The sequence below is a fragment of the Pedobacter sp. N36a genome (assembly GCF_014472395.1).
In the GTDB taxonomy this organism is placed as follows: Bacteria; Bacteroidota; Bacteroidia; order Sphingobacteriales; family Sphingobacteriaceae; genus Pedobacter.
This window is the reverse complement of the sequence record NZ_JACSZW010000002.1, coordinates 543,051-565,202: the sequence shown is the minus strand read 5'-3', so window position 1 is coordinate 565,202 and position 22,152 is coordinate 543,051. Positions and strand designations below refer to the sequence as shown.

Here is a 22,152-nt window from a genome sequence, read left to right as displayed (position 1 = left end):
CGTATGGAAGCGGGAGGCTCTCCTGTGTTCCCGTACAACCCCAATATGCTTCTGATATGTTCTAAGACCCCGGTCGAATCGTACCGCCTTGTCATTAGCGCCGGATTGATGTTGCCCTGGTGTCGGTGAAAACCAAGGCTTCGACATTTCAGTGGTTTCGAGACTCAATAGCATACCTTTGGCAATCGCTGTCTACGCTTCGTGCCATCATTTCTGACGACTACGCAAGACTCGCTTCCGGTGGATGACTAGTCCTTGTCGGTCAGGTTTGGATACCTGACGGGTTGTGAAGAGGTGTTTCATTTGCAATCCCCACCTCACGAGCTTATCACAGCGCAACACCGAATCACTCAATTTTATATGTGATTTATTGAATAAACTGTAGTTTTGGATAAAAACAAAAAGCCTGCAATCAATTGATTTGCAGGCTTTTAAACGTTTTGTTACTATTTCTGGTGATCCCGCTGGGATTCGAACCCAGGACCACTACATTAAAAGTGTAATGCTCTACCAGCTGAGCTACGGAATCATTTATGTTCCCTTGTTTCGGGAGTGCAAAGGTAGAAAAATAATATTCAGTTGCTAATAAATTTGAAGAAAATTTATGTTAATTATGAGCTGATTTCTATTTTAGCATCTTTTATCCATTCTATTTATTTAATAATCAGTTGTTTCTGTTTTCTGAATAACCAGTGAATATTTAAACTTTTTTTCGATTGCGCAGGATCAAGAGCTGCAATTTATTAGCCTGCTAGGGAATTCTCTATGATAAACCGTCCAAAAACTTAGTTTTAATTGCCCCAGATCCTGTTTTTAAAGATGTCAAAAGTCTGTCGGAGGTGGCGATTGAAAATCAGGAGTACCACCAAAACAATCAATCCAAATCCTATTGCTGTAAAGATCTCCATATTGGACAGCAAAATACCTTGTTTTTTCAATCCAGCAGTAATCTGCTGCATCGCTAATGTACTGGCCTCCTCCAGGCTAAAACCTTTCCCTTGAAACTTTTGTGTGTACCTGCTGATTTGTTCCTGGATCTCTGGACGTTCAGGGATAATGCTTTCGCTAAACTTGCTGTAATGTTTCTGCGCTAAGAACACCTGCGCATTCTGCATCACGCAAAAACCAATTGTACTACCCCAGAACCTTCCGGTTACGCCTACAGTGCCAGAAAAAGGGGCAAGGTATGCTGGAACGGAAGAAACGGTAAACAATACCAGGGGAACAAACAAAATCCCTACAGCAACGCCTTGAAGAATGTATGGTAAAACAATATCTGCTAAAGATATATCGGGGACAAATAGAAAAGTAAACCATAAATGATAAACGGCCATCAGGCTAAATCCAAGGACAAAAATGTACCTAGTTGCCACTGCTTTGGAAAGCAAGACCGCGGCAATAAAAATCCCTATCAGATCTCCCAAGGCATTTAGGTATTGAATATTTGCTACACGTACTGGTTCCCAATTCCAGACTTTACTCATCGTCGTGTGACAAATGTTCAAACTGGCCCTCGAAATATAAAAGAGCACAAATAAAACCAGTCCCGTTCGCAGATTGGCATAGCGAAAAACCTTTAAATCGAAACATGGACGCTTCACTGATAGCTGCCTCACAAGGAACAAACCGGAACTAACTGCTGTAATGGCTGTCGCGAGGATGATTTGTGAAGATTGGAACCAATATTTCTTTTCCCCGTAAATCAATACAAAAGCACCGCAAATAATTGCCGTATGCACGAGTACATAACTTGCCCAATCTACCTGATAAAGTGGTGTTTTCTTATGAAAACGGTGTCCAGTAAAAGTGATCAGCACCAATGCCACGCATATCAGCTGAAAAAATGCCGATCCATAAGCCATATACTTCCAGTCGTAATTTTCCAGTAGCCAGACTACGATATTCATGATAAAAGGGGAGGCGATCAGCAAAGTTCCATAAGTCAGGGAGAATACAATGATGATGGCATTCTTAGATTTGAACCTGCTGAGCAGCAGCAGTCTTAAAGGAATCCATGGCAGGGCCATTAAAACACCTTCTACCATTCTTAAGATGATAAACAGCACATAATCATGCGTATAGGCCGAAATGATAAAACTCACTGCGGCAAGGAAATAGATCGCCATGAAGTAATTTCGAGTTGGAAAATACTTAAACAAGCGGCTTTCAATTAATATTGTGGCTAGAAAAGTGCCATAAGTGAGGCTCATCGCATACTGCAGATCCTCCACTTCCACATCCAGAAAACTCGCCGAATAGGTCGTGTTAGAGGTATACAGCCCTAATAATACCATGGAATGGAGCATACAAAAGATCAACACCGCTTTAATGGCCCAATCGGGCATCCATGGCTTAAATACAGTTTGACTGGCCATTGTTATTTCTGATGATTAGCAACAACGATCACATTCATCCCTGCACGTAAAAATTCAGTGTCCTTTACAGGATCAGTCAGTTTTATGCGTACTGGGATTCGCTGCTCAATTTTCACAAAGTTTCCAGTGGCATTGTCTGGGGGAAGCATCGAAAACCTTGCGCCACTTGCTGGGGAGAACGATTCTACGATCCCATTGAAAACCTGGTTCCCGCTGGCATCTGCTTTAAAAGTGATCTTCTGACCAATTGTGATCCTGCCTACCTGTGTTTCTTTATAATTTGCCGTAATCCATTTTTCCTGGCTCACTACTGAAACCAGCGTTTGTCCTTCTTTGACCAGCTGTCCGGGCTGAATAGTTTTCTTGCCCACCCATCCATCGTAAGGGGCCGTTAAAATGGTGTAGGAGAGGTACAGTGCGGCATTATCTACAGCTGCTTTCTTACCACCAATCACAGTTTTCGCTACCGGAACCTTAGACGAAGCTTCCGAAGTACTCAATGCTGTAGACTGTAATGCATGTAAAATCTCTTCGTAATGAGCCTTTGCCAAGTCGTAATTTGATTTTATGGTTTCTACCTGCTGCTGTGTAGCCGCATCTTCTTTCAAAAGTGCATGATAGCGTTTGTATTCTTCTTCCGCCTTCCATACCTGCGATTTTGCCGCATCCAGCTGAGATTGCTGAACCGCCGTATGACTTCTCGTGGTGGCTACATTTCTTTGCAATACACCAATACTCTCTTTTGCATTTTCAATTTCTGATAAAGCCAGGTCTAAATGTGATTGATATTCTCTGTTATCGATGACGATTAACGTATCACCTTTGTGTACGAATTGATTTTCTACATACTTAACTTCCTGCACATAACCCGTAATACGGGTTACTACCGGAGTCACATACTGATCCATCTGCGCATCGTTTGTCTCCTCATTATTATTGTAAAAGATGAAAAACCAGATGCCCATGATCAGGCCTCCTGAGGCTATGATGCTGGCTATAATGGTAAAAAAAGTGTGGAATGGGCCATGCTGTACAGGCACTTTTGCTGTGTTCATTGTAAATTTTGAGGCTGATTTTATAATTGTCCTGCTGCATAACGCAACTCGTAATGTTTCATTAAGGCGTCGATCTTCGTAGACACGACATTGTACTTGGCCTGGAGTAAGGCATTGTCTGCATCCAGCATGTCGGTTACCAAGGCCAGCTGATTCAGGTACTTCAATTTGATGATCCTATAGTTTTCAGTAGCTTGTCTTTTTGCTTTCTCCGTAACCGGCAGCTGATCCATAATTTCCTGGTATCTGGTGTACTGCTTGAAAACCTCATCGCGGATCTGGTTGCCAAGAATTTGAGTATTTACTTTTTCCTCTTCGATTCTTTGCGCTGCCAGCTTCATTTTAGTCTTGTTTTTATACAAATTAGACAGGCTGAAATGGGCTTCTATTCCGATCTTCCCCAAAGTATAACCGTTATCTGTTGGAGGAAAAAACATGTAGTTGGGATAGTTATAGCCATAAGAACCAAACAAGGAAAGTTTAGGGTATGAGCTACTTTTCGCAAGTTGCTGCTCAGTCTGACGGATGGCTTCCTGCTGCTTAGCAATCCCCATTTCCTCTTTTTGAAAGCCTGAAGCCAGATAATCCTGGTAATTAAAAAGTGTTAACTTATTGCCGAGTAATCCACTAGTGTCTAATGATAACTTTTCTTCTTCAGGTAATTCCAGTAAGGTTTGTAAATCATGGAGACCAATAGCAATGTTTCTTTGGTTTGATAAAAGGCGCAATTGCATATCTGAGCGCTGTAATTCTGCCCTCAATACTTCATTACCTGTTACTGTTCCATGCGCTTTAAAGGCCCTGACTTCTTTTAAACGGTCTTCTTCCTCCTTGATGTTTTCTAGAATCAGCGTTTGCAGTTCCATCAGTTTAAATATGCCCAAATAGGTCGCTACCACTTCAATCTGCACGTCATTTACAGTTTTCTGGACGTTCAGCCTGCTGATTTCCTGTTCCTGTTTGGCTTTCCTGATGCTGTATTTGATTTGTCCTCCAGCATAAATCGGCATGCTGGCCGAAGAGGTTACATCTGCGATCTCTGGGATCGTAGCAGTCACCATTTTACCGCTTAATCCGCTTTTGTACTCAGTTAAGTCCGTGATTCTAGCATAAGAAGCATGGAAATCCACTTCTGGAATCCTCATTTCTTCCTTTTCTTTCTTTTCTTCCTCCGCAATGTGCTGTTGGACCCTGGATTTCTGAACAGTTTTGTTGTGTTCGGCCGCCAGACTGAGGGCTTGTGGCAGTGTTAAAACTTGTTGTGATTGAACAGGGAAGATAATGGTTCCCGTTAATAATAGTGTACCGAACAGTCTTCCAGGCAGACCGCTCAAGGCATTTAATGATTCCCTTGAGATAAGGGGGAGCTTTTTCATCGTGTAAATTTTTCATTACAAAGTTGCAACCATTCCAGTTGGCTTGATTATCTTTGTTGGTCAAATGTTTATTCATTTCAGCCATGGGCAATATTCATAAAGATTACTATTTAACAGAGGTGGATAAACTCCCTCATACGATCTATTGTATGCATGACCTGATGGGAGAGCAGGATATTTCTGTGCACCAGCATGAGAAAGGACAGTTTCTATATACCGAAGGAGGAGTGGTTCATGTGAGTACGGAGCAAAAGACCTATTTCTTGCCCGCCAGGCATTACATGTGGATTCCGCCGGGGGTGATCCATAGCATCCATCCCAGTTCAGCAGAGGTGATCATGAGGAATCTTTATTTCCCTGTGGAAGCCAATGAACCACCTTTCTATAAGCAAAAAGGGATTTATCCAGTCAACGATTTGCTGCTTCAAATGATCATTTTCAGCAACAGATGGAGTGGAGATATTGACGAGACGGCACTGAGTTCTTATCGTTTTGCACTAGCCTTAAAGGCGATATTGCCAGAGGTGAGCCTTTATAAATTGCCTTTAGCCTTGCCTTATGCAAAGGATAAAAGGCTCGCGGCCGTGATTCATTATATGGGAGAAAACTTGTCGGAAGCCATAGTGTTCCCAGCTTTAGCCAGCAAATTCGGACTGAGTGAAAGGAGTCTTTCCCGTCTTTTTCAAGGTGATGTAGGCATGTCATTTATTCAATACCTGAGCATTCAAAGAATGATGCTGGCAGTGCAGCTGCTCCTAGAGGATAAAATGTCGGTAAAGGAAGTCGCATCAATGGTCGGTTACAATAGCATCCCTACTTTCAGCACTACTTTTTATAAAACTTTGGGCGTTAGACCCTCAGAATATGTAAAGATGAAAGGGGTTTTAAGTCTGGATACTATGCTGGCATAATAAGATATGTAATTGGCCGGAAAGGATACCTTTTGCCTGATTAATGCGTATAGATTTGTGTTTTAAACCAAATGTATGTACGCAGATAGAATACTGAGGGAGGAATTAATTTCCAAAATAATGACCTCAGAAGAAGCCGCACAGCTCTTTAAAGACAAGATGGTGGTGGCTTCCAGTGGATTTACCAAGGCCGGCGACAGTAAAGCTGTATTAGCCGCAGTTGCGGAACGCGCAAAGCGCGAGCCGCTTAAAATCACACTCATGACGGGTGCTTCTCTTGGGCACGGTACGGATGGTGCTTTAGCCGATGCCGACGCGCTATCTTTACGACTGCCTTTCCAGGTAGATCCTGTTTTGCGAAAGGCGATCAACCAGGGGGAAGTCTTATTTATCGACCAGCATTTGGGAGAAACCGTTTCACTTTTGAAATCAAACCATTTTCCTAAAATTGATATTGCAGTACTGGAAGCGTGTAGAATTGAAGCAGACGGCAGTATCATACCGACCACATCTGTAGGTAATTCGGCATCTTTTGCTGCACTGGCAGATCAGGTCATTATCGAGGTCAATACCGCCGTTCCTTTTTCCGTATGCGGCTTGCACGATATCTTTTCTGCAGGGGACTACCCGAACCGATGTGAGATTCCAATTATAGCTGCTTCGGATCGTGTGGGGCGTTCTTCGATTTACATCGATCCCAAAAAGATTATAGGGGTGGTGATCACGAATAAAACGGATAGTCCGGCAGAAATTGTGCCGCCGGATGAGGCCACTAAAGCAATCGCAAAACACCTGGTCAGCTTCTTTTCAGCAGAAGTGAAGAAAGGTAATCTGACTAAATCATTACTTCCACTGCAAGCTGGTATTGGTAAGGTAGCCAATGCAGTACTGCTCGGTTTTATGGAAGGCGACTTTGAAAACCTGACCATGTATTCAGAGGTCCTGCAAGATAGTACTTTTGATTTGCTCGATGCTGGAAAAATGACTTTTGCCTCTGGATCATCCATCACCGTTTCAGAAGCATACTATCAAAAGATATTCCATAATTTCGAATCCTATAAAGACAAGATCGTCCTGCGCCCACAAGAAATCAGTAATGCGGCAGAGGTGATCCGCAGGCTAGGGATCATTACCATCAACACCGCATTGGAATGTGACATTTATGGCAATGTGAACTCCACGCATGTGGCCGGAACGAATATGATGAATGGAATCGGAGGCTCCGGAGATTTTGCGCGCAATGCTTATTTAAGTGTCTTTGTCACGCAATCCGCTGCAAAATCAGCTACTATTTCACGAATTGTTCCAATGGTTTCCCATGTTGACCATACAGAGCATGATGTGGATGTGATGGTCACAGAGCAGGGACTGGCGGATTTGCGCGGTTTGGCACCTAGACAGCGTGCTAAAGTAGTGATTGAAAATTGTGCACATCCGGATTACAGGGCAGCACTGCTGGACTACTTTGAAAGGGCTTGCCTGCGTGGCGGACAAACGCCTCATCTTTTAGAGGAAGCGTTTGCCTGGTATGGTCGCCTGCGCGAAAAAGGTACAATGAAAGCAGATTAAAGATCTGCAAACTCCCATGCGCTCTGATAAGCGTTTACGGATTCTGCATAGCTGATGAAATCTGAGTAAAATGGAAGGCGGGATAGGGTAGCACTGTCGCCAATAACCACGAGTTTTTTCCTGGCTCTGGTCATGGCTACATTCATCCTTCGGATATCCGAAAGGAAACCTATACTGCCTTCATTATTGCTTCTGGTCATGCTGATGTAGACCAGATCACGTTCCTGTCCCTGGAAACTATCAATGGTGTTCACGGTAATTTTATCTGCATAAACCATCAGTTCTGGCGAATGCAGCATCAATTCCTTCATCAGTAAAATCTGCTGTTTATAAGGCGAGATCACTGCAATGGTAGGGAAGTTTTCTTGGGTATAATGGCTACCAAGGGCAGTCGTAAGCTGTGTCAGGTGTTTAAACAAGAATGCAGCTTCCTCTGGATTGGTGGTGCTCGTGCCTTCAGATTTCTCTTCAAAGCCACAGCCCGCCGTATCTACAAAGGCCAATGGCGCTTCTTCCGAAAACAGCACGTGTTTTGCTACTGTATCATGAGCTTTCAATTTGTTCTCATAAAACACCTGAGAAGAATAACTCATAATGATTTCATGCATGCGGTATTGCTCTTCTAAAAGTGTTACTGCTTCTGGGTGCAGGGCAGTGGTTTTCTCTAATAAAGTAGTATTCAGGCCTGCTTTTGCCGCTTCATTAGACTTTATCGTTGGAGAAAGCTGACAATGATCACCAGCTAAGATGACCTTCTGTGCTTTCAGGATTGGAATCCAGCAGGCAGGTTCTAATGCTTGCCCGGCTTCGTCAATCACTACCGTATGGAATTTTAATCCGCGGACCGTATAATGATTCGCGCCAACCAGCGTAGCGGTCACCACCTGAGCTTTACTCAGCAGATCATCAATCATGTACTGCTCAGTATTGCCCACTTCTTTCATGATCTTATGTGCCTCATCAAAGAGTGCTTTGCGCTGTTCCTTTTCCGCACGGCCGAAATTCCGTTTGTACTTATGGGCCATGTTTTTATACTCATTGGCCTGTTTCTTTAATGCTCTGATTTGTTTCATGCTGTCGTGTTCCGACAACTTGCCGTCGAGTGTTAAAGACTGTAGTTTTTCTGATACTCTAGCCGGATTTCCAATGCGCAAAACGTTTAAACCTTCTTCATCTAATTTCTCTGTGAGGAGGTCTACTGCAGTATTGCTGGGCGCAACAACGAGGATTTGCTGATGATCCTGTTTGATCAATGCCTTAATCGCCTGAACCAAAGTAGTCGTTTTTCCTGTTCCCGGAGGACCATGAACAATGGCTAATTCCTGAGCAGAAAGGATTTTATCAACAGCCTGCTGCTGTACCGGGTTTAATTTTGGAATGGCATAATGAGGTGCTTGATTAGAGAAGTTGGGGCTGGCCTGACCGGTCAATATTTTAACCAGCTGACTGTCTTCCGACTTTTCCAATCTTGCTGCAGCTTGCTTCAACGCATTTTGCATCTCATCATAGCTGTTGTTGTCGAACAATACATCTATACCTAATTTGCCGTCACGTGTCCAGTCTGGCAGTTCATCCGTCTTTAAAGTAATCTTTAAACGGTTGCCGCTTTGATGGGTAATGGTACCCTCTACACGATCTTTAGGATCATGATTAGAGAACAATACTGCCGAAACACCAAAACGAAGCTGATGCGCAAGTTCTTGATGTGTGGTACGTTCGACTTCTACTGTTAAATAATCTCCACGACTCATTTCTGAGCCTCTGATGGCGATTGGATACCAGGACAATCCGTTTGCCCTACGGGTAGTTACAGAAGAAGATGCAGTCAATTGGAGGTAAGACCTTAAGTCTTCCTCGCGTTCAATTTTTAATAACTCAAGGAGTTTTTTGAAATATTCCAACAGGGATAGGGGGTTATGCTAATTTTTTTTCCATGATATAATCCTCCATTAGGAAGCCATCGCCAATGTCGATATTCTCTTCTCCGACCAGTTCAAAGCCCACGTTTTTGTAAAACTGGAACGCGGAATTGTCGCGGTTTACATTCAGCGACAAGGCGGTATTCTGGTTGTCTTTTGCAATTGCTGTGATGGTGTTCATCAGTAATTTTCCAACACCTTTACCCTGAGCTTCTGGAAGTAAATAGATTTTGTGGATTTTTGTTTTTGGTAAGCCTTTATAATTCAGTTCATAAGAGGCGTATCCTAAGTCGTTTGCTACATCTTTGACCAGTAAGAAGTGATGTCCTTTTTCTGTCACCTGCTCCGTTAATGCAGCAGTGCTGTACATCATTTCCAGCATATAGCTGATTTGTTTAGGAGATAAGATGGCCCCAAATGTTGCTGGCCATGTCTCGTTGGCGATCTTTTGAATCACCGGAAAATCATTTTTTGTGGCGGTATAAATGTTTAGCATAGGTCTGAATAAACAAGGCTCTTTAAACGAAGCCTGGGCGTTAAAATTTTGGAAAGCTTATAAATGTATTTAGAAAGAATTATCTTCACAACTTATCGTTCAAAAATGATAGTAGATTAACAATAAATAGCCGGAGATTTCAGTCCTTTACACCTGAAGCAGGTATTTGAAAATTGGATACCTTTAGCTGATTAAAAGAAAAAAGATATGAATACTGAAAAAGCCATTTTAGCAGGCGGTTGCTTTTGGGGAGTAGAAGAACTATTTCGCCACCATCCAGGTGTGATTTCAACAGTTGTAGGTTATACCGGAGGGGATATTCCGAATGCAACCTACCGCAACCATGGAACACATGCCGAAGGAATAGAGATTGTATTTGATCCGGCAATACTGAGTTATCGTGGACTTCTGGAGTATTTCTTTCAGATTCACGACCCGACCACAAAAAACAGACAAGGAAACGATATCGGTACTTCTTATCGCTCTGCGATCTTCTATGTTGATGAACAGCAGCAGGAAACTGCCAAGTCCTTAATCGCAGAACTGGAAGCTTCAGGGAAATGGCCAGGTAAGTTTGTCACAGAAATTGTGCCTGAAACGGATTTCTGGACTGCTGAAGAGGATCACCAGAACTATTTGCAAAAGGTTCCCTATGGTTATACCTGCCACTTTGAACGCCCAGACTGGAAGTTAAGTTAGTCTGCAATTCCTGGCCATGGTTTTGTCGTATTGCGCCTTCTTATTTTCTTGGACAGCCACCTTCCCCTACGCTAAACCATTCAATTTCGTAATTTAGGCCACTGAATCACAACAAGCATACCTCATGAGTAGATTAAAATTAGGCTGGATAGGTCTTGGAAATATGGGAACCCCGATGGTAAAGAACTTACTAAAGGCTGGGTTCGAAGTGGTTGTTTTCAACCGTACGAAACAAAAAGAAGCAGAATTGATCGCTAATGGTGCCAGTACTGCGCCAGATCCGCAAACGCTATTGGAAGATTGCGATATCGTATTTACAATGCTGTCCAATGACGAAGCAGTAAAAATGGTGTTTGAAGGAGAAAAAGGCTTGCTGACAAATCCTGCTGCCGGTAAAATGATCATCGATATGAGCACAGTTTCCCCGGATACCTCAAGGTATTTATCGGAACTTTGCAAAAAGAACGATATTGATTTTCTGGAAGCACCAGTATCGGGTAGTGTTAAACCTGCCCAGGATGGCACATTGATTATCCTGGTGGGCGGAGAAACGCCCGCCTATGAAAAAGCTAAGCCTGCTTTTGATGCCTTAGGCAAACTTTCTGTACATGTTGGAGGAGCAGGAGTAGGCGGCTCTGCAAAACTTGCGATCAATTACCTGTTGGGCTTAAACTTGCAGGGACTAGCAGAAACCCTGCTTTTTGCGGAAAAGAATGGCGTTAATAAAACTGATATGCTGACGATTATCAATGAGGGAGCCTGCGGAAACGGCATTACCAAGCTTAAAACGCCTTCGATTTTAAACGAATCCTATCCTGCTGCTTTCGCATTGAAACATTTAGTGAAGGATCTGGGCCTGGCTAAAGCTGCCGGACTGGATGCTCCTTTAATCGATCCTTTGTTTCATACTTTCCAACAAGCTCAGCAGGAAGGCTTGGGAGAAGAAGATGTCATGGCAGTAATCAAGTCATTGTCGAAAAAATAAACAAATTATTGGCATAAAGACCATCTTTCCAATGGAATTTAACTGAAGCATGATCTGGATTTAACACGAAAAAGGAAGGGCGCTATTAAACGCCCTTCCTTTTTGTCATTCATCAGCTGATGATGCTTATGAATTTTATATCCTGATTGCTGAAATACTAGTTCTTAGGCTGTACTCTACCAGATTTTCTATCCTGACCTCTACCAATCACGTATCCTGTTCCAGCGCCAACTACACCACCGATAATGGCACCTCTGGCGTTATTTTTATCTACTAAAATACCACCGATTGCTCCGGCACCAGCACCAATTGCAGCACCTTTAGCGGCTTGACTCCAGCCTTTTTTCTTAGCAGGAGTAGCTACAGTATTCGATGATGAAGACGAAGATCTTTTTTCTGCCGCATCATTACGTTCTGCTAACAGCAGTGTTCTTTTTTCTTCTCTTATGCGGTCCTTTTTGATTTCTTCCTCTTTTACTTGAGCAATTCTCTCTTTTTCAAGAGCGTCTGCTTTTTTGAAACTATCCAATCTCAGACTATCTTTTACAGCAACAATCGCTTGTTGTTTGATTAACGCTTCCTCTTTGGCATTATTTGAACATGCAGATAATAAAATCGCCAATGCCGCTACTGAAAATATCTTTTTCATAATTTTGAATATTGTTTACACCGGGTAACCTGTAAAAATGATGCCAAACTCTTTATTTCCTCGAGGCAGATGACCTTAAAGTAGCTTAAATGTTACCGGAAAATATTGACATTATTCTGCTTTTTTACTATAAAATGTTGATTGTCAAACTTGAATCCTAATATTTAAAAAGCGCTGAATTTTTGAACAATTTATATTGCATCGATGTTTCTGTTAAATTTTAATAGACCTAAATACAGGTCTATTTTGTTTAAGCTTGGTGCTAAGGAAGCGTAAGAATAGTGGTCGATCTTTTATTGTTGATATAAACGTGCTTCTTCTAAATCCAGACTACCTTCCAGATCTCGGATCACTTCATCATCATACTGTTTAGTTGCGCGCAATTTATTCAGTTCCCTTCTTCTGATGGTAATCAAATCCAGCATGATCTTTCTGTATAGCTTCCTAACAGAGGTCACTTGTTCTTTTTGTTCGCTTAAAGTTTGCTCTGTGGCCTGGATACTGCGTTCCAGCTGCTCTTTGATTCTCGCAATGGTTTCAAATTCCTTCATTTCCTGATGGTACTTGCTGTTTAGGAAAGTCACCGATTCTTTAGCGAGCTGCAGCCTGATGGCTTCTTTTTGCTGATCAAATGGAATATGATCCTCAGTTTCTTCTACTTTAAGCAAACGCAGGAAAATAGGAAGGGTCAATCCCTGGAATACTAAAGTCACCAGGATCACAATGAAAGTGATGAATAAGATTAGGTTTCTATGCGGAAAGGCCTCGCCACTGTCTAAAGTTAGTGGAATTGCTAGTGCGGAAGCAAGTGAAACCACTCCGCGCATTCCTGCCCAGCCAATGATAAAGGGAAGCTTTAAACCCGGACTTGATTCCGAGGCACGGATTTTCGGGCTCAGGAACCTAGGTAGGAAAGCAACCACATAAACCAGAATAATTCTGGCAATGATGACGATCGCGCTAATGATTAACCCATAATGGATGGCTTCTTTGATAGAATAGCCATCTAAAGCAGCTACAATCACCGGTAATTCCAATCCGATCAGGATGAATACAAACCCATTCAAAAGAAAACCTACAGTTGCCCATACTTCTTTTGTCTGAATTCTAGTATGGTAATTTAAGAAATCGTTAGAGCGGAAAGAGAGAAAAAGACCACCACTAACTACAGCTAAAACACCCGACCAATGGAACTCCTCCGCTACAATATACATCAGATAAGGAGCGATTAAGGTAATTGGTGTAGTGATGCTGGACGATTTGGCCCAATACCTAAGTATAAGATATAGGATATGTGCGATCACCAGACCAACAAATACCCCCATGACGGCTAATACGATAAAGTCTGTTGCTGCTTTCTGGAAAACAAATTGACCAGTTAAGATAGAGGCCAGTGCGAATCTGAATACGGTTAATGAAGCGGCATCGTTCACCAGACTTTCGCCTTCTAACATGGTTAAACCTCGTCTTGGCATGTTTACGCCCTTTAGTACAGAGGTTGCCGCAACCGCATCTGGTGGAGAGATGATACCTCCCAGTAAAAAGCCTAAGGCCAAGGTAAAGCCAGGAATGATACTTACTGAAAAGTAGGCGATCGCCAGGGAAGTAATTAATACTAGACCAAAGCCTAATAGCATAATGGATCTTTTCCATTTCCAGAAGTCGTTCCAGGAGGTGTACCAGGCTGCTTCAAATAGCAAGGGCGGTAAAAAGATAAGGAATACAATATCTGGATTGATGCTAATTGCGGGGATACCGGGAATAAAACTGATGCCCAATCCTCCGATTACAAGAAAAATAGGATAGGAGATTTTCCAGCGTTGACTCAACAAATAAAGGAGTGCCATTGCAAAAAACAAGGCGAGGATCAGCAGTAAATTAGCGTGTATCATGGACAAAAATATAAAAATATCACTTTCTTTCTCCAACTTGTTGTCGCCACATGGCATAATATAATCCTTTTTGCTCCAGCAGTTCTGCATGAGAACCAGCCTCGGAGATCTTGCCTTTCTCTAAAACGTAGATCACATCAGCATGCATAATAGTCGACAATCGGTGGGCAATTACTACTGTGATCCGTTCCCGGCTCATAGACAGGTCGCGGATGGTAGAGGTAATTTCTTCTTCAGTTAAAGAATCTAATGCGGAAGTCGCTTCATCAAAAATAAGTAGTCTAGGGTTTCTCAGGAGTGCCCTTGCAATGGAAATCCTTTGTTTCTCACCTCCGGAAAGTTTTAGTCCGCCTTCTCCCAATAAGGTATCCATGCCTTTTTCAGATTTAGCAAGAAGGTTGGTGCAAGATGCCTTATCCAATGCCAGCAACAGTTCTTCTTCTGTGGCATCTCCTTTAACAAATAACAGATTTTCTTTTATGGTACCTGCGAAAAGCTGTGTATCCTGAGTCACAAAGCCGATTTGTCGCCGGAGTTCATTGTATCGGATCTCTGTGGAAGGGATACCGTTAAATAAGATCGCACCCCAAACCGGTCTGTATAAACCAACCAGCAGTTTCACTAGTGTTGATTTTCCGGAGCCAGAAGGACCAACAAAAGCGATTGTTTCTCCGGTTTTGACAGGAAACGAAATATCATCAATGGCATTTGTCTGTGCCGTTTTATGACGAAAGACCACCTGATCAAAAGAAAGGTTTTGCAAAGGACCGGTTTGTTTTGGAGAATCTGGTTTGCGCTCTACCGGCTTATGCATCAATTGATCAAAACTATGTACTGAAGCTTCTACTTCCCGGTAGCTGAGGATGATGTTTCCAAGATCTTGTAATGGGCCGAAGATGGAGGTAGAGATAAATTGCATGGTAATCAGCTCGCCCGTACTCAATTTATTCCGGAAAATCAGCCATAGTAAAATAAACAGGATGGATTGCTTGAGCACATTGAGCGTGGTTCCTTGTAGAAAAGAAAGGGTCCTTACCCGCCTGGTCTTGGTCATCTCGAGGTCGTAGATCTTCTTCGTCTGGATTTTTAACCTGCGGATTTCAGGGAAGGTGAGCCCAAGACTTTTAACCAGCTCTATATTTCTGAGGGACTCCGTTATTACCCCCGCCATCTTATTAGTTTCTCTATTGATAGAACGCTGTACCATTTTGATTTTCTTACTCAATAAACCAGTCAGAGAGCCCAGTACTAGTATTCCGATAAGGAAGACTGGGACCAGCATCCAGTTCTTGGTAATGGAATACCATACGAGAAAGCCCATTCCGACAACGGAAGAAAAGAGAATATTGATGAAGGAATTGACAAAACGCTCCGTATCGGTTTTTACTTTTTGAAGGATTGACAGTGTTTCGCCGCTATGGCTCTCCTCAAATTCCTGAAAAGAGAGGCGTAGTGTTTGCCGGATACCATCATTGAAGATCTGCATTCCAAATTGCTGTACCGCCAATCGCGTATAATATTCCTGGAAAGCCTTTGCGATTCTTGCCGCTATTGCGACTGCTATGGCGATACTTAGCCAGTATAATACACCATTTACCAGCTCGCTCTGGGTTTTATTGCCCGGATTGGTCGCATATTCATCTATGATCTTTCCGAAAATAATCGGGTCAGTCAGGCTAAGCAGTTGCGCTATTGCGGCCAGGAAAAGTGCCAGCAGCACAAACCATTTTTGTTCTTTAAAATATTTCCAGAGGATCGGCATAGGTAAAAGATTCAGGTTTCATCAAAATACTAAAAATAATGCAGTTTTATCATCTGTAGGTCAGCTTTTTAATAACTTTTCCTATAGAATAATCCTTTTCATGATTATTTGGTCATACTAGAAAAATTGAAAATATATGAAAAGTTCATGGTTTAAATCGTTCGTCATTGCAGGATCCGTTTTATTAGCGAGCGGAATCACGACAACTGATGTTCTTGCCCAAAGAGGCGAGAGGCCATCAGGTGGTGGAGGCGGTGCAGCCAGACCATCTATGGATAGGCCTTCAGGAAACAACAGACCGTCAATTGGTGACAGGCCATATAGACCTGGCTACCGTCCGGGAAGTGTATACAGACCAAATTACCGCCCTAATTATCGCCCTAATTATCGTCCGAACTACAGGCCTCATTACAGACCATACTACAGACCTCATTATAGTTATTACAACTATTACAGGCCGTATCTTGGTTTAAGTATTAATATTTTGCCATTCGGTTATTACCCGTTTTATTATGGTTCTGACCGCTTTTATTTCTCTGATGGCTTGTTTTATAAACAATACGACAATGAATATAAGGTGGTGGTTCCTCCGGTAGGTGCAGAAGTTCCTACACTTCCAAACGATGCAAAAGAAGTGGTGATTAATGGACAAACCTATTACGAAAGTAAAGGTGTTTACTATTCAGCTACTCAAAATGCAGATGGAAAACAGGTATTTGTTGTTGCCGGTAAAGATGGTGTATTGAATACAGATGGAAAAGACGTTGATGTCAACCCTTTACCTCAAATTGGAGATATTGTAGTTCAATTGCCTGAGCAAACCAGAGAAGTACTGATCAAAGGAGCAACTTATTATGTAAGTCCCGATGGTGTTTATTATGAAAAACTAACAGATGGCAGTAATGTGAGTTATCAAGTAATCGGTGTGGATAATGAGCCGGTTGATATCGATAAACAATAAAATTAATAACGCCGGCCATTGTAAATGAGAAAAATGTAACGTTGTCCAGATAAAATTTGAAAATCTTCTGAATCATCAGAAGGTTTTCTTTTTTGGCTCAATTTCTGTACAGATTTTAGCCTTGTCCGATTAGACCATTTCCGATCCGCCGGCTGCTCGTAAATTATGAACATTAGCACCTTTAGCGCTTTTAAAAGCCGTAATTATAGATTGTATTTTACTGGACAGTCTGTCTCCCTTATTGGCACATGGATGCAAAAGACTGCTGTTAGCTGGGTGATTTACGAGAAAACACATTCTAATTTTATGTTAGGACTGACGCTTTTTGCCAGTCTGTTTCCTTCCTTTATCTTTTCTTTTATTGGCGGTGTGGCTGCCGATCGCTACAATAGGTATAAGCTGTTATTGGTCACGCAGGTTGCTTCTATGATCCAGGCGTTACTCCTAACTTTGCTGATCTTTTTTAAAGATTATTCAGTTTGGGAGATCATTGCTTTGAGCGCATTACTGGGCTTAATCAATGCTTTTGATGTTCCAGCCAGGCAATCATTAGTCTATGAAATGGTAGAGGACAAAGCCGATCTGCCCAATGCTCTGGCCTTAAACTCCTCTATGGTGAATCTTTCCAGGCTGATTGGTCCCGGTATTGCCGGTCTGGCACTGGAGAAATTCGGAGAAGATATATGTTTCGGAATGAATGCCATCAGTTTCATTGCCGTGATCGGTTCTCTATTGATGATGAAACTGCCGAAACTTGTCGTTCCCGCTTCCACAAAGAACATATTTGGAGAACTAAAAGAAGGTTTCCAATATATCAAAAGAACTCCTTCCATTTCATTAGTACTGGTGATGCTGGCCCTCATGAGTTTATTGGTTCTGCCATTTAGCACATTAATCCCCGTTTATGCAAAAGACATTTTTAAAGGAACAGCCTCCACATTTGGGGTGATTGACAGTGTGATTGGGTTGGGAGCATTTACTGGAGCAATCTTCCTGGCTTCCTTAAAACCCGGAAGAAACCTAAGGAAAATCCTGGCCGCAAATACGCTCGTTTTTGGCGCCGGACTGATCTTATTCTCCCATACAACCTATTATCCGATTGCCTTAGTGTTTGCCACGATCTCCGGGTTTGGAATGATGTCGCAGATCACCATTAGCAATACGCTCATTCAAACCACCGTAGACCCGGCGATGCGAGGTAGAGTCATTAGTTTTTATGCCATGGCCTTCTTTGGTATGCAGCCTTTAGGTGGCTTGCTGATCGGTTATCTTTCTCAAATGATCGGCACTCCGGATACGGTAATGATCCAAGGCTTTATCGCCTTCGGCATTGGATTGCTGCTTTTCCGATTTCTGAGAAAAGCAAAAGAAAGAAAACTACAAGACCAGCAAGAAATTGCTCCTGATGCAAACGCTACCACTGTATAGGCTGGTAGCTACATTGTGACACCTATATTTATATTCTCCTTGGAGTAGCTTTTGAAAATAGGTAATTTTAAAACCTGATCCCATTGATATGAAATACTTATTTTCTATACTCTGCATTTCTGCAGCAGCTATCGCACCAGCAGCTGCTCAGCAGACTCAAAAACCAGTATTGCATGGCCGTAACTGGATGGCCATCACTGGTAAGCCTTTAGCAGCAACAGCTGGCGCGATGACTTTTCAAAAAGGAGGAAATGCAGTTGACGCGGCTTGCGCGATGCTCGCTGCCACCTGTACGATGTGGGATACGCTCAGCTGGGGAGGTGAAACGCAAGTCCTCATTTACAATCCCAATACGAAAAAAGTAATGGCAATTAATGCGATGGGCGTGGCTCCAACAGGGGCCACCGTAGCGTTTTTTAAGACTAAAGGGTATAATTTCCCCCCTGAATATGGTCCCTTAGCGGCAACCACCCCGGGAACCCCTGGGGGCTTAATCTATATGTTAGTCAACTATGGCAAGCTCAGCTTAAAGGAAGTGCTCGCGCCAGCGATGGAGATGGCAGCCGGTTATCCAATCGAAGCACAGGCAGCAAATACCATTGAAAGAGGAAAAGAGCACATCAACAAATGGCCATATAGTAAAAAAGTATTCTTAACGCATCCAGGGGAGAAAAGAGAAGCTCCGGAAGCGGGAGAGATCTTTGTTCAAAAAGACTTGCTGGCCACGTTAACAAAAATGGTGGAAGCCGAAAGTAAAGCCTTAAAGCAAGGGAAAAGCAGAAAAGAAGCCTTGATGGCTGCCTACGACCGCTTCTATAAAGGTGATATCGCAAAAGAATTTGTGCGTGGTGCTCAGGAACAAGGTGGATTGATCACCATGGAAGACCTTGCAAACTGGAAACCATTGGAAGAAGAGCCGCTTCAGGTAAATTACAAAGGCATAGACGTGTATAAATTGCAGCAATGGACGCAAGGTCCGGTAATGCTGCAGGCGCTAAATATTCTCGAGAATTTTGACCTGAAAAGTATGGGCTATAACAGTCCTAAATACATTCACACGCTGTATCAGGCGATGAATCTCTCTTTCGCGGACCGTGATTTTTATTACGGAGATCCTGCCACCTTACCTAAAGGACCGATCAAAGGCTTACTCAACAAGGATTATGCAAAATCACGTGCTAAACTGATTCAATACGATAAAAACAACCCAAACATTGGACCCGGTAATCCCTATCCTTTTGAAGGAAAAACCAATCCATATTTAAACCTTTTGCAAAAAAGAGGGTATGAAATGGACACCACACGAAGAAATTTTGCACCGAAACATGATCTTGGAAAGCTCAATACTTCTCCGGATAACTTGTATCAGGAAAGACTGCATTTAGGGACAACTTCTATTGAAGCTGCAGATAAAGAAGGCTGGGTGGTGTCGGTTACGCCAAGTGGTGGCTGGTTGCCAGCTTGTATTGCAGGAGCAACTGGGATTGGAATGAGTCAGCGGATGCAAAGTTTTGTTTTAGACAGCACGCTGAACCCATTTAATGTGGTGGCACCCGGTAAAAGACCACGAGTAACGCTATCACCGTCCTTAGCATTAAAAGATGGAAAACCATTTCTGGCTTCCGCGGTACAAGGTGGAGATACCCAGGATCAGAACCTGCTGCAGTTTTTCTTAAATGTAGCGGAGTTTGGAATGAATGTGCAGCAAGCTTCAGAAGCAGCGAATTTCAATACCAATCAATTGTGGCTTTCCTTAGGAGGAACAAAGACGGAAGACCGCATGCCTAAACCAGGACAGATCTTACTCAATAGCAATACTCCATCAGCAACAAGAGAAGCCCTTCAGAAAATGGGTTATATCATGAGCTTCGGAGACCGAACCAGCGGTCCGATCAACGCCATTTATTTTGATTGGAAACATGGCAGCCTTTGGGGAGGATCCAGTAACCATGGGGAAGATTACGGAATTGGCTGGTAATGTGATTGGCGCCTTTTTTAGGGGTTAATAATTCAGTACCAGATCATTGACCACCAGCGTACTATTTACACCTCCTTCATAAGTCGCCCCAGCCGCACTGGAAGAAAACACGATGCTGATATGTGTGATTGCTTCATTTTCGGCCGCAAACAAGCCATTTTGAGGAAGCTGATAAGATGGGCTGCCTGCTGGCAAGGTTCCGTAAACCAATGGAATGGTGATTTTTTTGAAGTCGTTTACCATTTCTCCAGACCTGAACCAGGCAGTAGCGGCTCTTTTAACCAATGTTCCGTTTCTGTTTTCCAGTAACAGGTAAATATCGCAGCTGTCTAATTTATTCAGTGTCTGACCAGATCCGTTTTTATAAGGCGTTCCTGCCTGATATTTATAGCTTACCGTAAAGCTTTTCGGTCTGGAAGTATAAGCGATTCCAAATTTTGCGGAATTTAGCGGGTTGCCGATATCCAGCTTAAATGTGCCGGTAAACAAGGTTCCCGCGCCCATTCGCTGACCAGTAAGCTGGGCAAGGATCCCCAGATCTTTTGTCACCATTTGAGCGGCAAGGTCTCCCGAAGCAATTTCAATAGGAGTGGTATTGGCAGTAGAAAGACTCGCTACGCCATCGTTTCCGGTGGCCCATTCCGTGCTGGCATCCAAACCAGGTTGTTTATAATTCTTTCCTGATGGGGTATACCAATCGTTGAAATTGGAATTGCTGATTTGCGGATTTGCAGACTGCTTGTTCACAATCACTGTATAAACCGCCTGACTACCATCTTCTGCAGTTACCGTATAAGGTACAGGTCCACTAAAATTCTGAGGAACACGAATGCCGGGGCTCAACTGTGCATAAGTAGAAAGCCTTACCGAATCAGGAAACAGCTTCCTCAGGTCAGCGTTCGCATCTACATTTAGCCGGATGATTAAGCTGTCCTGATTGATGGAAGAGCTTCCTGTTTCATTGGAAACCGTAAAATAAAGGATTTTCTTAAACGCTGATTTTCCAAAATACGTTTCTTTAACGCAGCCTGAAGACAAGAGTAAGGCCCCGGTAAATACAAAAAGAAAAGATCTATAATTTAGCATGTTTAAACAAGTAAATAGTTGATAAAATGAGGAATTAACAATTAGAAATAGGTAGAAAAGCCAAACCCGATTTTTAGAATGTTGATTTTAAAGTTCATATCAGTCGTAGTTACCCTCGTATCCGGCTGTCCAGTGCTACGCCCTGTCTCTACTGAAGTATTGATCCCGAATATGTCGACCGTAGTCTCAAATGCGAAGTTTTTCACAATAAAGATCATCAATCCCGGTCTTAGTCCAACACCATAAGTGTCTTTTGAGGTATAAGTTCTGGTTAAAATTTCATTGACCGTGCTTTCCTTAATGGAACGGTCAAATAACAGCTGTATTTCCGTCTGATTCACAATGTAAAACCTGTTTTTACGATCCAGTGGAATGAAGTTCTTGATAAATGGTCTGACCCCGTAATTATTAGAAAAGCTTCGATTGCTGGTTAAAGCGCCATCAGCAGCTTTAATCAGGTTGTTTTCTTTTGATTGACCGTAGGATAGTCCCAAACCAGCACCTAGGTTCTTCTTTATAATATATCCTCCATCGGCACGTACCGCCCAGCTGCTTTTCTTTTGATCCAGATAATTGACGAAAAAATTGTTGTCATTTACCGCATTTCTGCTGCTCAATGAAAAGGTGAGTATAGAAAATTTCAACCCTTTTTCAATCACCAGTCCTTCTGATTGCTCTTCTTTTGAAGCAAAGGGTTTTTCATCAGCCTTGATCGATTGCTGATCCTGAGCAAACAGTGCTGAACTGCTGCAGCATAAAAAGAAAACTAAAGCCACAGTAACTGGTCTTAGTTTTAAAGAAAAGGCAGTAGATTTTAAGCGGTGTAAGCTTGAAAATGGTGTCAAAGTAGATCGTGTATTCATTCAGAATGATTTATCTCAAAATAAGGATAATTTTGCAAAAGAAAAGAATGATTTCGGCTAAGATGTGGAAAGCACTTTAGTTGTGGTCGGGAAGAGACCTGCTTTTTCTTAGATGCAGGAAGGGGTTTGGTTAGGGTCTGGGTAGCAC

17 protein-coding genes and 1 tRNA gene are annotated in these 22,152 nt (G+C 42.6%); 7 read left to right on the top strand and 11 right to left on the bottom strand.

From position 1 onward, the window contains the following. Positions 1-453 precede the first annotated feature (453 nt). The 4 genes from H9X96_RS06155 to H9X96_RS06140 all read right to left on the bottom strand — a co-directional run bounded on the left by H9X96_RS06155 (position 454) and on the right by H9X96_RS06140 (position 4,806). Positions 454-529: transfer RNA gene (locus tag H9X96_RS06155), tRNA-Lys, on the bottom strand. A 262-nt stretch (positions 530-791) separates the two neighbouring features. Next, positions 792-2,375 carry an MFS transporter gene (locus H9X96_RS06150; RefSeq protein WP_187665431.1) on the bottom strand — a complete coding sequence of 528 codons (1,584 nt, stop codon included), beginning with the start codon at positions 2,373-2,375 and terminating at the stop codon, positions 792-794. A 2-nt stretch (positions 2,376-2,377) separates the two neighbouring features. Continuing rightward, on the bottom strand, positions 2,378-3,430 hold the full coding sequence (locus tag H9X96_RS06145) for an HlyD family secretion protein (RefSeq protein WP_187665430.1): 1,053 nt from the start codon (positions 3,428-3,430) through the stop codon (positions 2,378-2,380). Between the two features lie 20 nt (positions 3,431-3,450). Beyond that, positions 3,451-4,806 (bottom strand): TolC family protein, encoded by a 1,356-nt coding sequence (locus tag H9X96_RS06140; RefSeq protein ID WP_187665429.1) that lies wholly within the window; start codon positions 4,804-4,806, stop codon positions 3,451-3,453. An 83-nt stretch (positions 4,807-4,889) separates the two neighbouring features. Here H9X96_RS06140 and H9X96_RS06135 point away from each other — a divergent pair, with 83 nt between their 5' ends. Then, positions 4,890-5,717 (top strand): helix-turn-helix domain-containing protein, encoded by an 828-nt coding sequence (locus H9X96_RS06135; RefSeq protein WP_187665428.1) that lies wholly within the window; start codon positions 4,890-4,892, stop codon positions 5,715-5,717. Between the two features lie 75 nt (positions 5,718-5,792). Further along, a complete protein-coding gene (locus tag H9X96_RS06130; protein ID WP_187665427.1) occupies positions 5,793-7,286 on the top strand; it encodes an acetyl-CoA hydrolase/transferase family protein in 1,494 nt (497 codons plus the stop codon). On the opposite strand, the gene H9X96_RS06125 is transcribed toward H9X96_RS06130, so the two are convergent. Both H9X96_RS06125 and H9X96_RS06120 read right to left on the bottom strand, forming a co-directional pair. After that, complete coding sequence (locus tag H9X96_RS06125) at positions 7,283-9,187, bottom strand: AAA domain-containing protein (RefSeq protein ID WP_187665426.1); 1,905 nt, start codon at positions 9,185-9,187, stop codon at positions 7,283-7,285. The genes H9X96_RS06130 and H9X96_RS06125 overlap by 4 nt on opposite strands. Before the next feature lie 13 nt (positions 9,188-9,200). Beyond that, positions 9,201-9,701, bottom strand: a complete 501-nt coding sequence (locus tag H9X96_RS06120) for a GNAT family N-acetyltransferase (protein ID WP_187665425.1) — start codon at positions 9,699-9,701, stop codon at positions 9,201-9,203. A gap of 207 nt (positions 9,702-9,908) precedes the next feature. Between H9X96_RS06120 and msrA the strand changes: the two genes are divergently transcribed. Both msrA and H9X96_RS06110 read left to right on the top strand, forming a co-directional pair. Next, a complete protein-coding gene (gene msrA / locus H9X96_RS06115; protein WP_187665424.1) occupies positions 9,909-10,400 on the top strand; it encodes a peptide-methionine (S)-S-oxide reductase MsrA in 492 nt (163 codons plus the stop codon). Between the two features lie 124 nt (positions 10,401-10,524). Beyond that, a complete protein-coding gene (locus H9X96_RS06110; protein ID WP_187665423.1) occupies positions 10,525-11,385 on the top strand; it encodes an NAD(P)-dependent oxidoreductase in 861 nt (286 codons plus the stop codon). Between the two features lie 157 nt (positions 11,386-11,542). On the opposite strand, the gene H9X96_RS06105 is transcribed toward H9X96_RS06110, so the two are convergent. The 3 genes from H9X96_RS06105 to H9X96_RS06095 all read right to left on the bottom strand — a co-directional run bounded on the left by H9X96_RS06105 (position 11,543) and on the right by H9X96_RS06095 (position 15,688). After that, on the bottom strand, positions 11,543-12,034 hold the full coding sequence (locus H9X96_RS06105) for a YMGG-like glycine zipper-containing protein (RefSeq protein ID WP_187665422.1): 492 nt from the start codon (positions 12,032-12,034) through the stop codon (positions 11,543-11,545). Positions 12,035-12,327: 293 nt separating this feature from the next. After that, complete coding sequence (locus H9X96_RS06100; protein ID WP_187665421.1) at positions 12,328-13,926, bottom strand: Na+/H+ antiporter; 1,599 nt, start codon at positions 13,924-13,926, stop codon at positions 12,328-12,330. A gap of 19 nt (positions 13,927-13,945) precedes the next feature. Then, positions 13,946-15,688 carry an ABC transporter ATP-binding protein gene (locus H9X96_RS06095; RefSeq protein ID WP_187665420.1) on the bottom strand — a complete coding sequence of 581 codons (1,743 nt, stop codon included), beginning with the start codon at positions 15,686-15,688 and terminating at the stop codon, positions 13,946-13,948. Between the two features lie 136 nt (positions 15,689-15,824). On the opposite strand from H9X96_RS06095, the gene H9X96_RS06090 reads away from it, so the two are divergent. The 3 genes from H9X96_RS06090 (at position 15,825) to H9X96_RS06080 (ending at position 20,055) form a co-directional block, all read left to right on the top strand. Beyond that, complete coding sequence (locus H9X96_RS06090; RefSeq protein WP_187665419.1) at positions 15,825-16,649, top strand: DUF6515 family protein; 825 nt, start codon at positions 15,825-15,827, stop codon at positions 16,647-16,649. Positions 16,650-16,814: 165 nt separating this feature from the next. Then, entirely contained in the window at positions 16,815-18,077 is a 1,263-nt protein-coding gene (locus tag H9X96_RS06085) for an MFS transporter (protein ID WP_187665418.1), read from the top strand. Between the two features lie 88 nt (positions 18,078-18,165). Continuing rightward, on the top strand, positions 18,166-20,055 hold the full coding sequence (locus tag H9X96_RS06080; RefSeq protein ID WP_187665417.1) for a gamma-glutamyltransferase family protein: 1,890 nt from the start codon (positions 18,166-18,168) through the stop codon (positions 20,053-20,055). 24 nt (positions 20,056-20,079) lie between these two features. Here the strand turns inward: H9X96_RS06080 and H9X96_RS06075 are convergent, their stop codons facing one another. Continuing rightward, positions 20,080-21,141 carry a PCMD domain-containing protein gene (locus H9X96_RS06075; RefSeq protein WP_187665416.1) on the bottom strand — a complete coding sequence of 354 codons (1,062 nt, stop codon included), beginning with the start codon at positions 21,139-21,141 and terminating at the stop codon, positions 20,080-20,082. 41 nt (positions 21,142-21,182) lie between these two features. After that, positions 21,183-22,004 carry a hypothetical protein gene (locus tag H9X96_RS06070; RefSeq protein WP_187665415.1) on the bottom strand — a complete coding sequence of 274 codons (822 nt, stop codon included), beginning with the start codon at positions 22,002-22,004 and terminating at the stop codon, positions 21,183-21,185. Positions 22,005-22,152 lie beyond the last annotated feature (148 nt).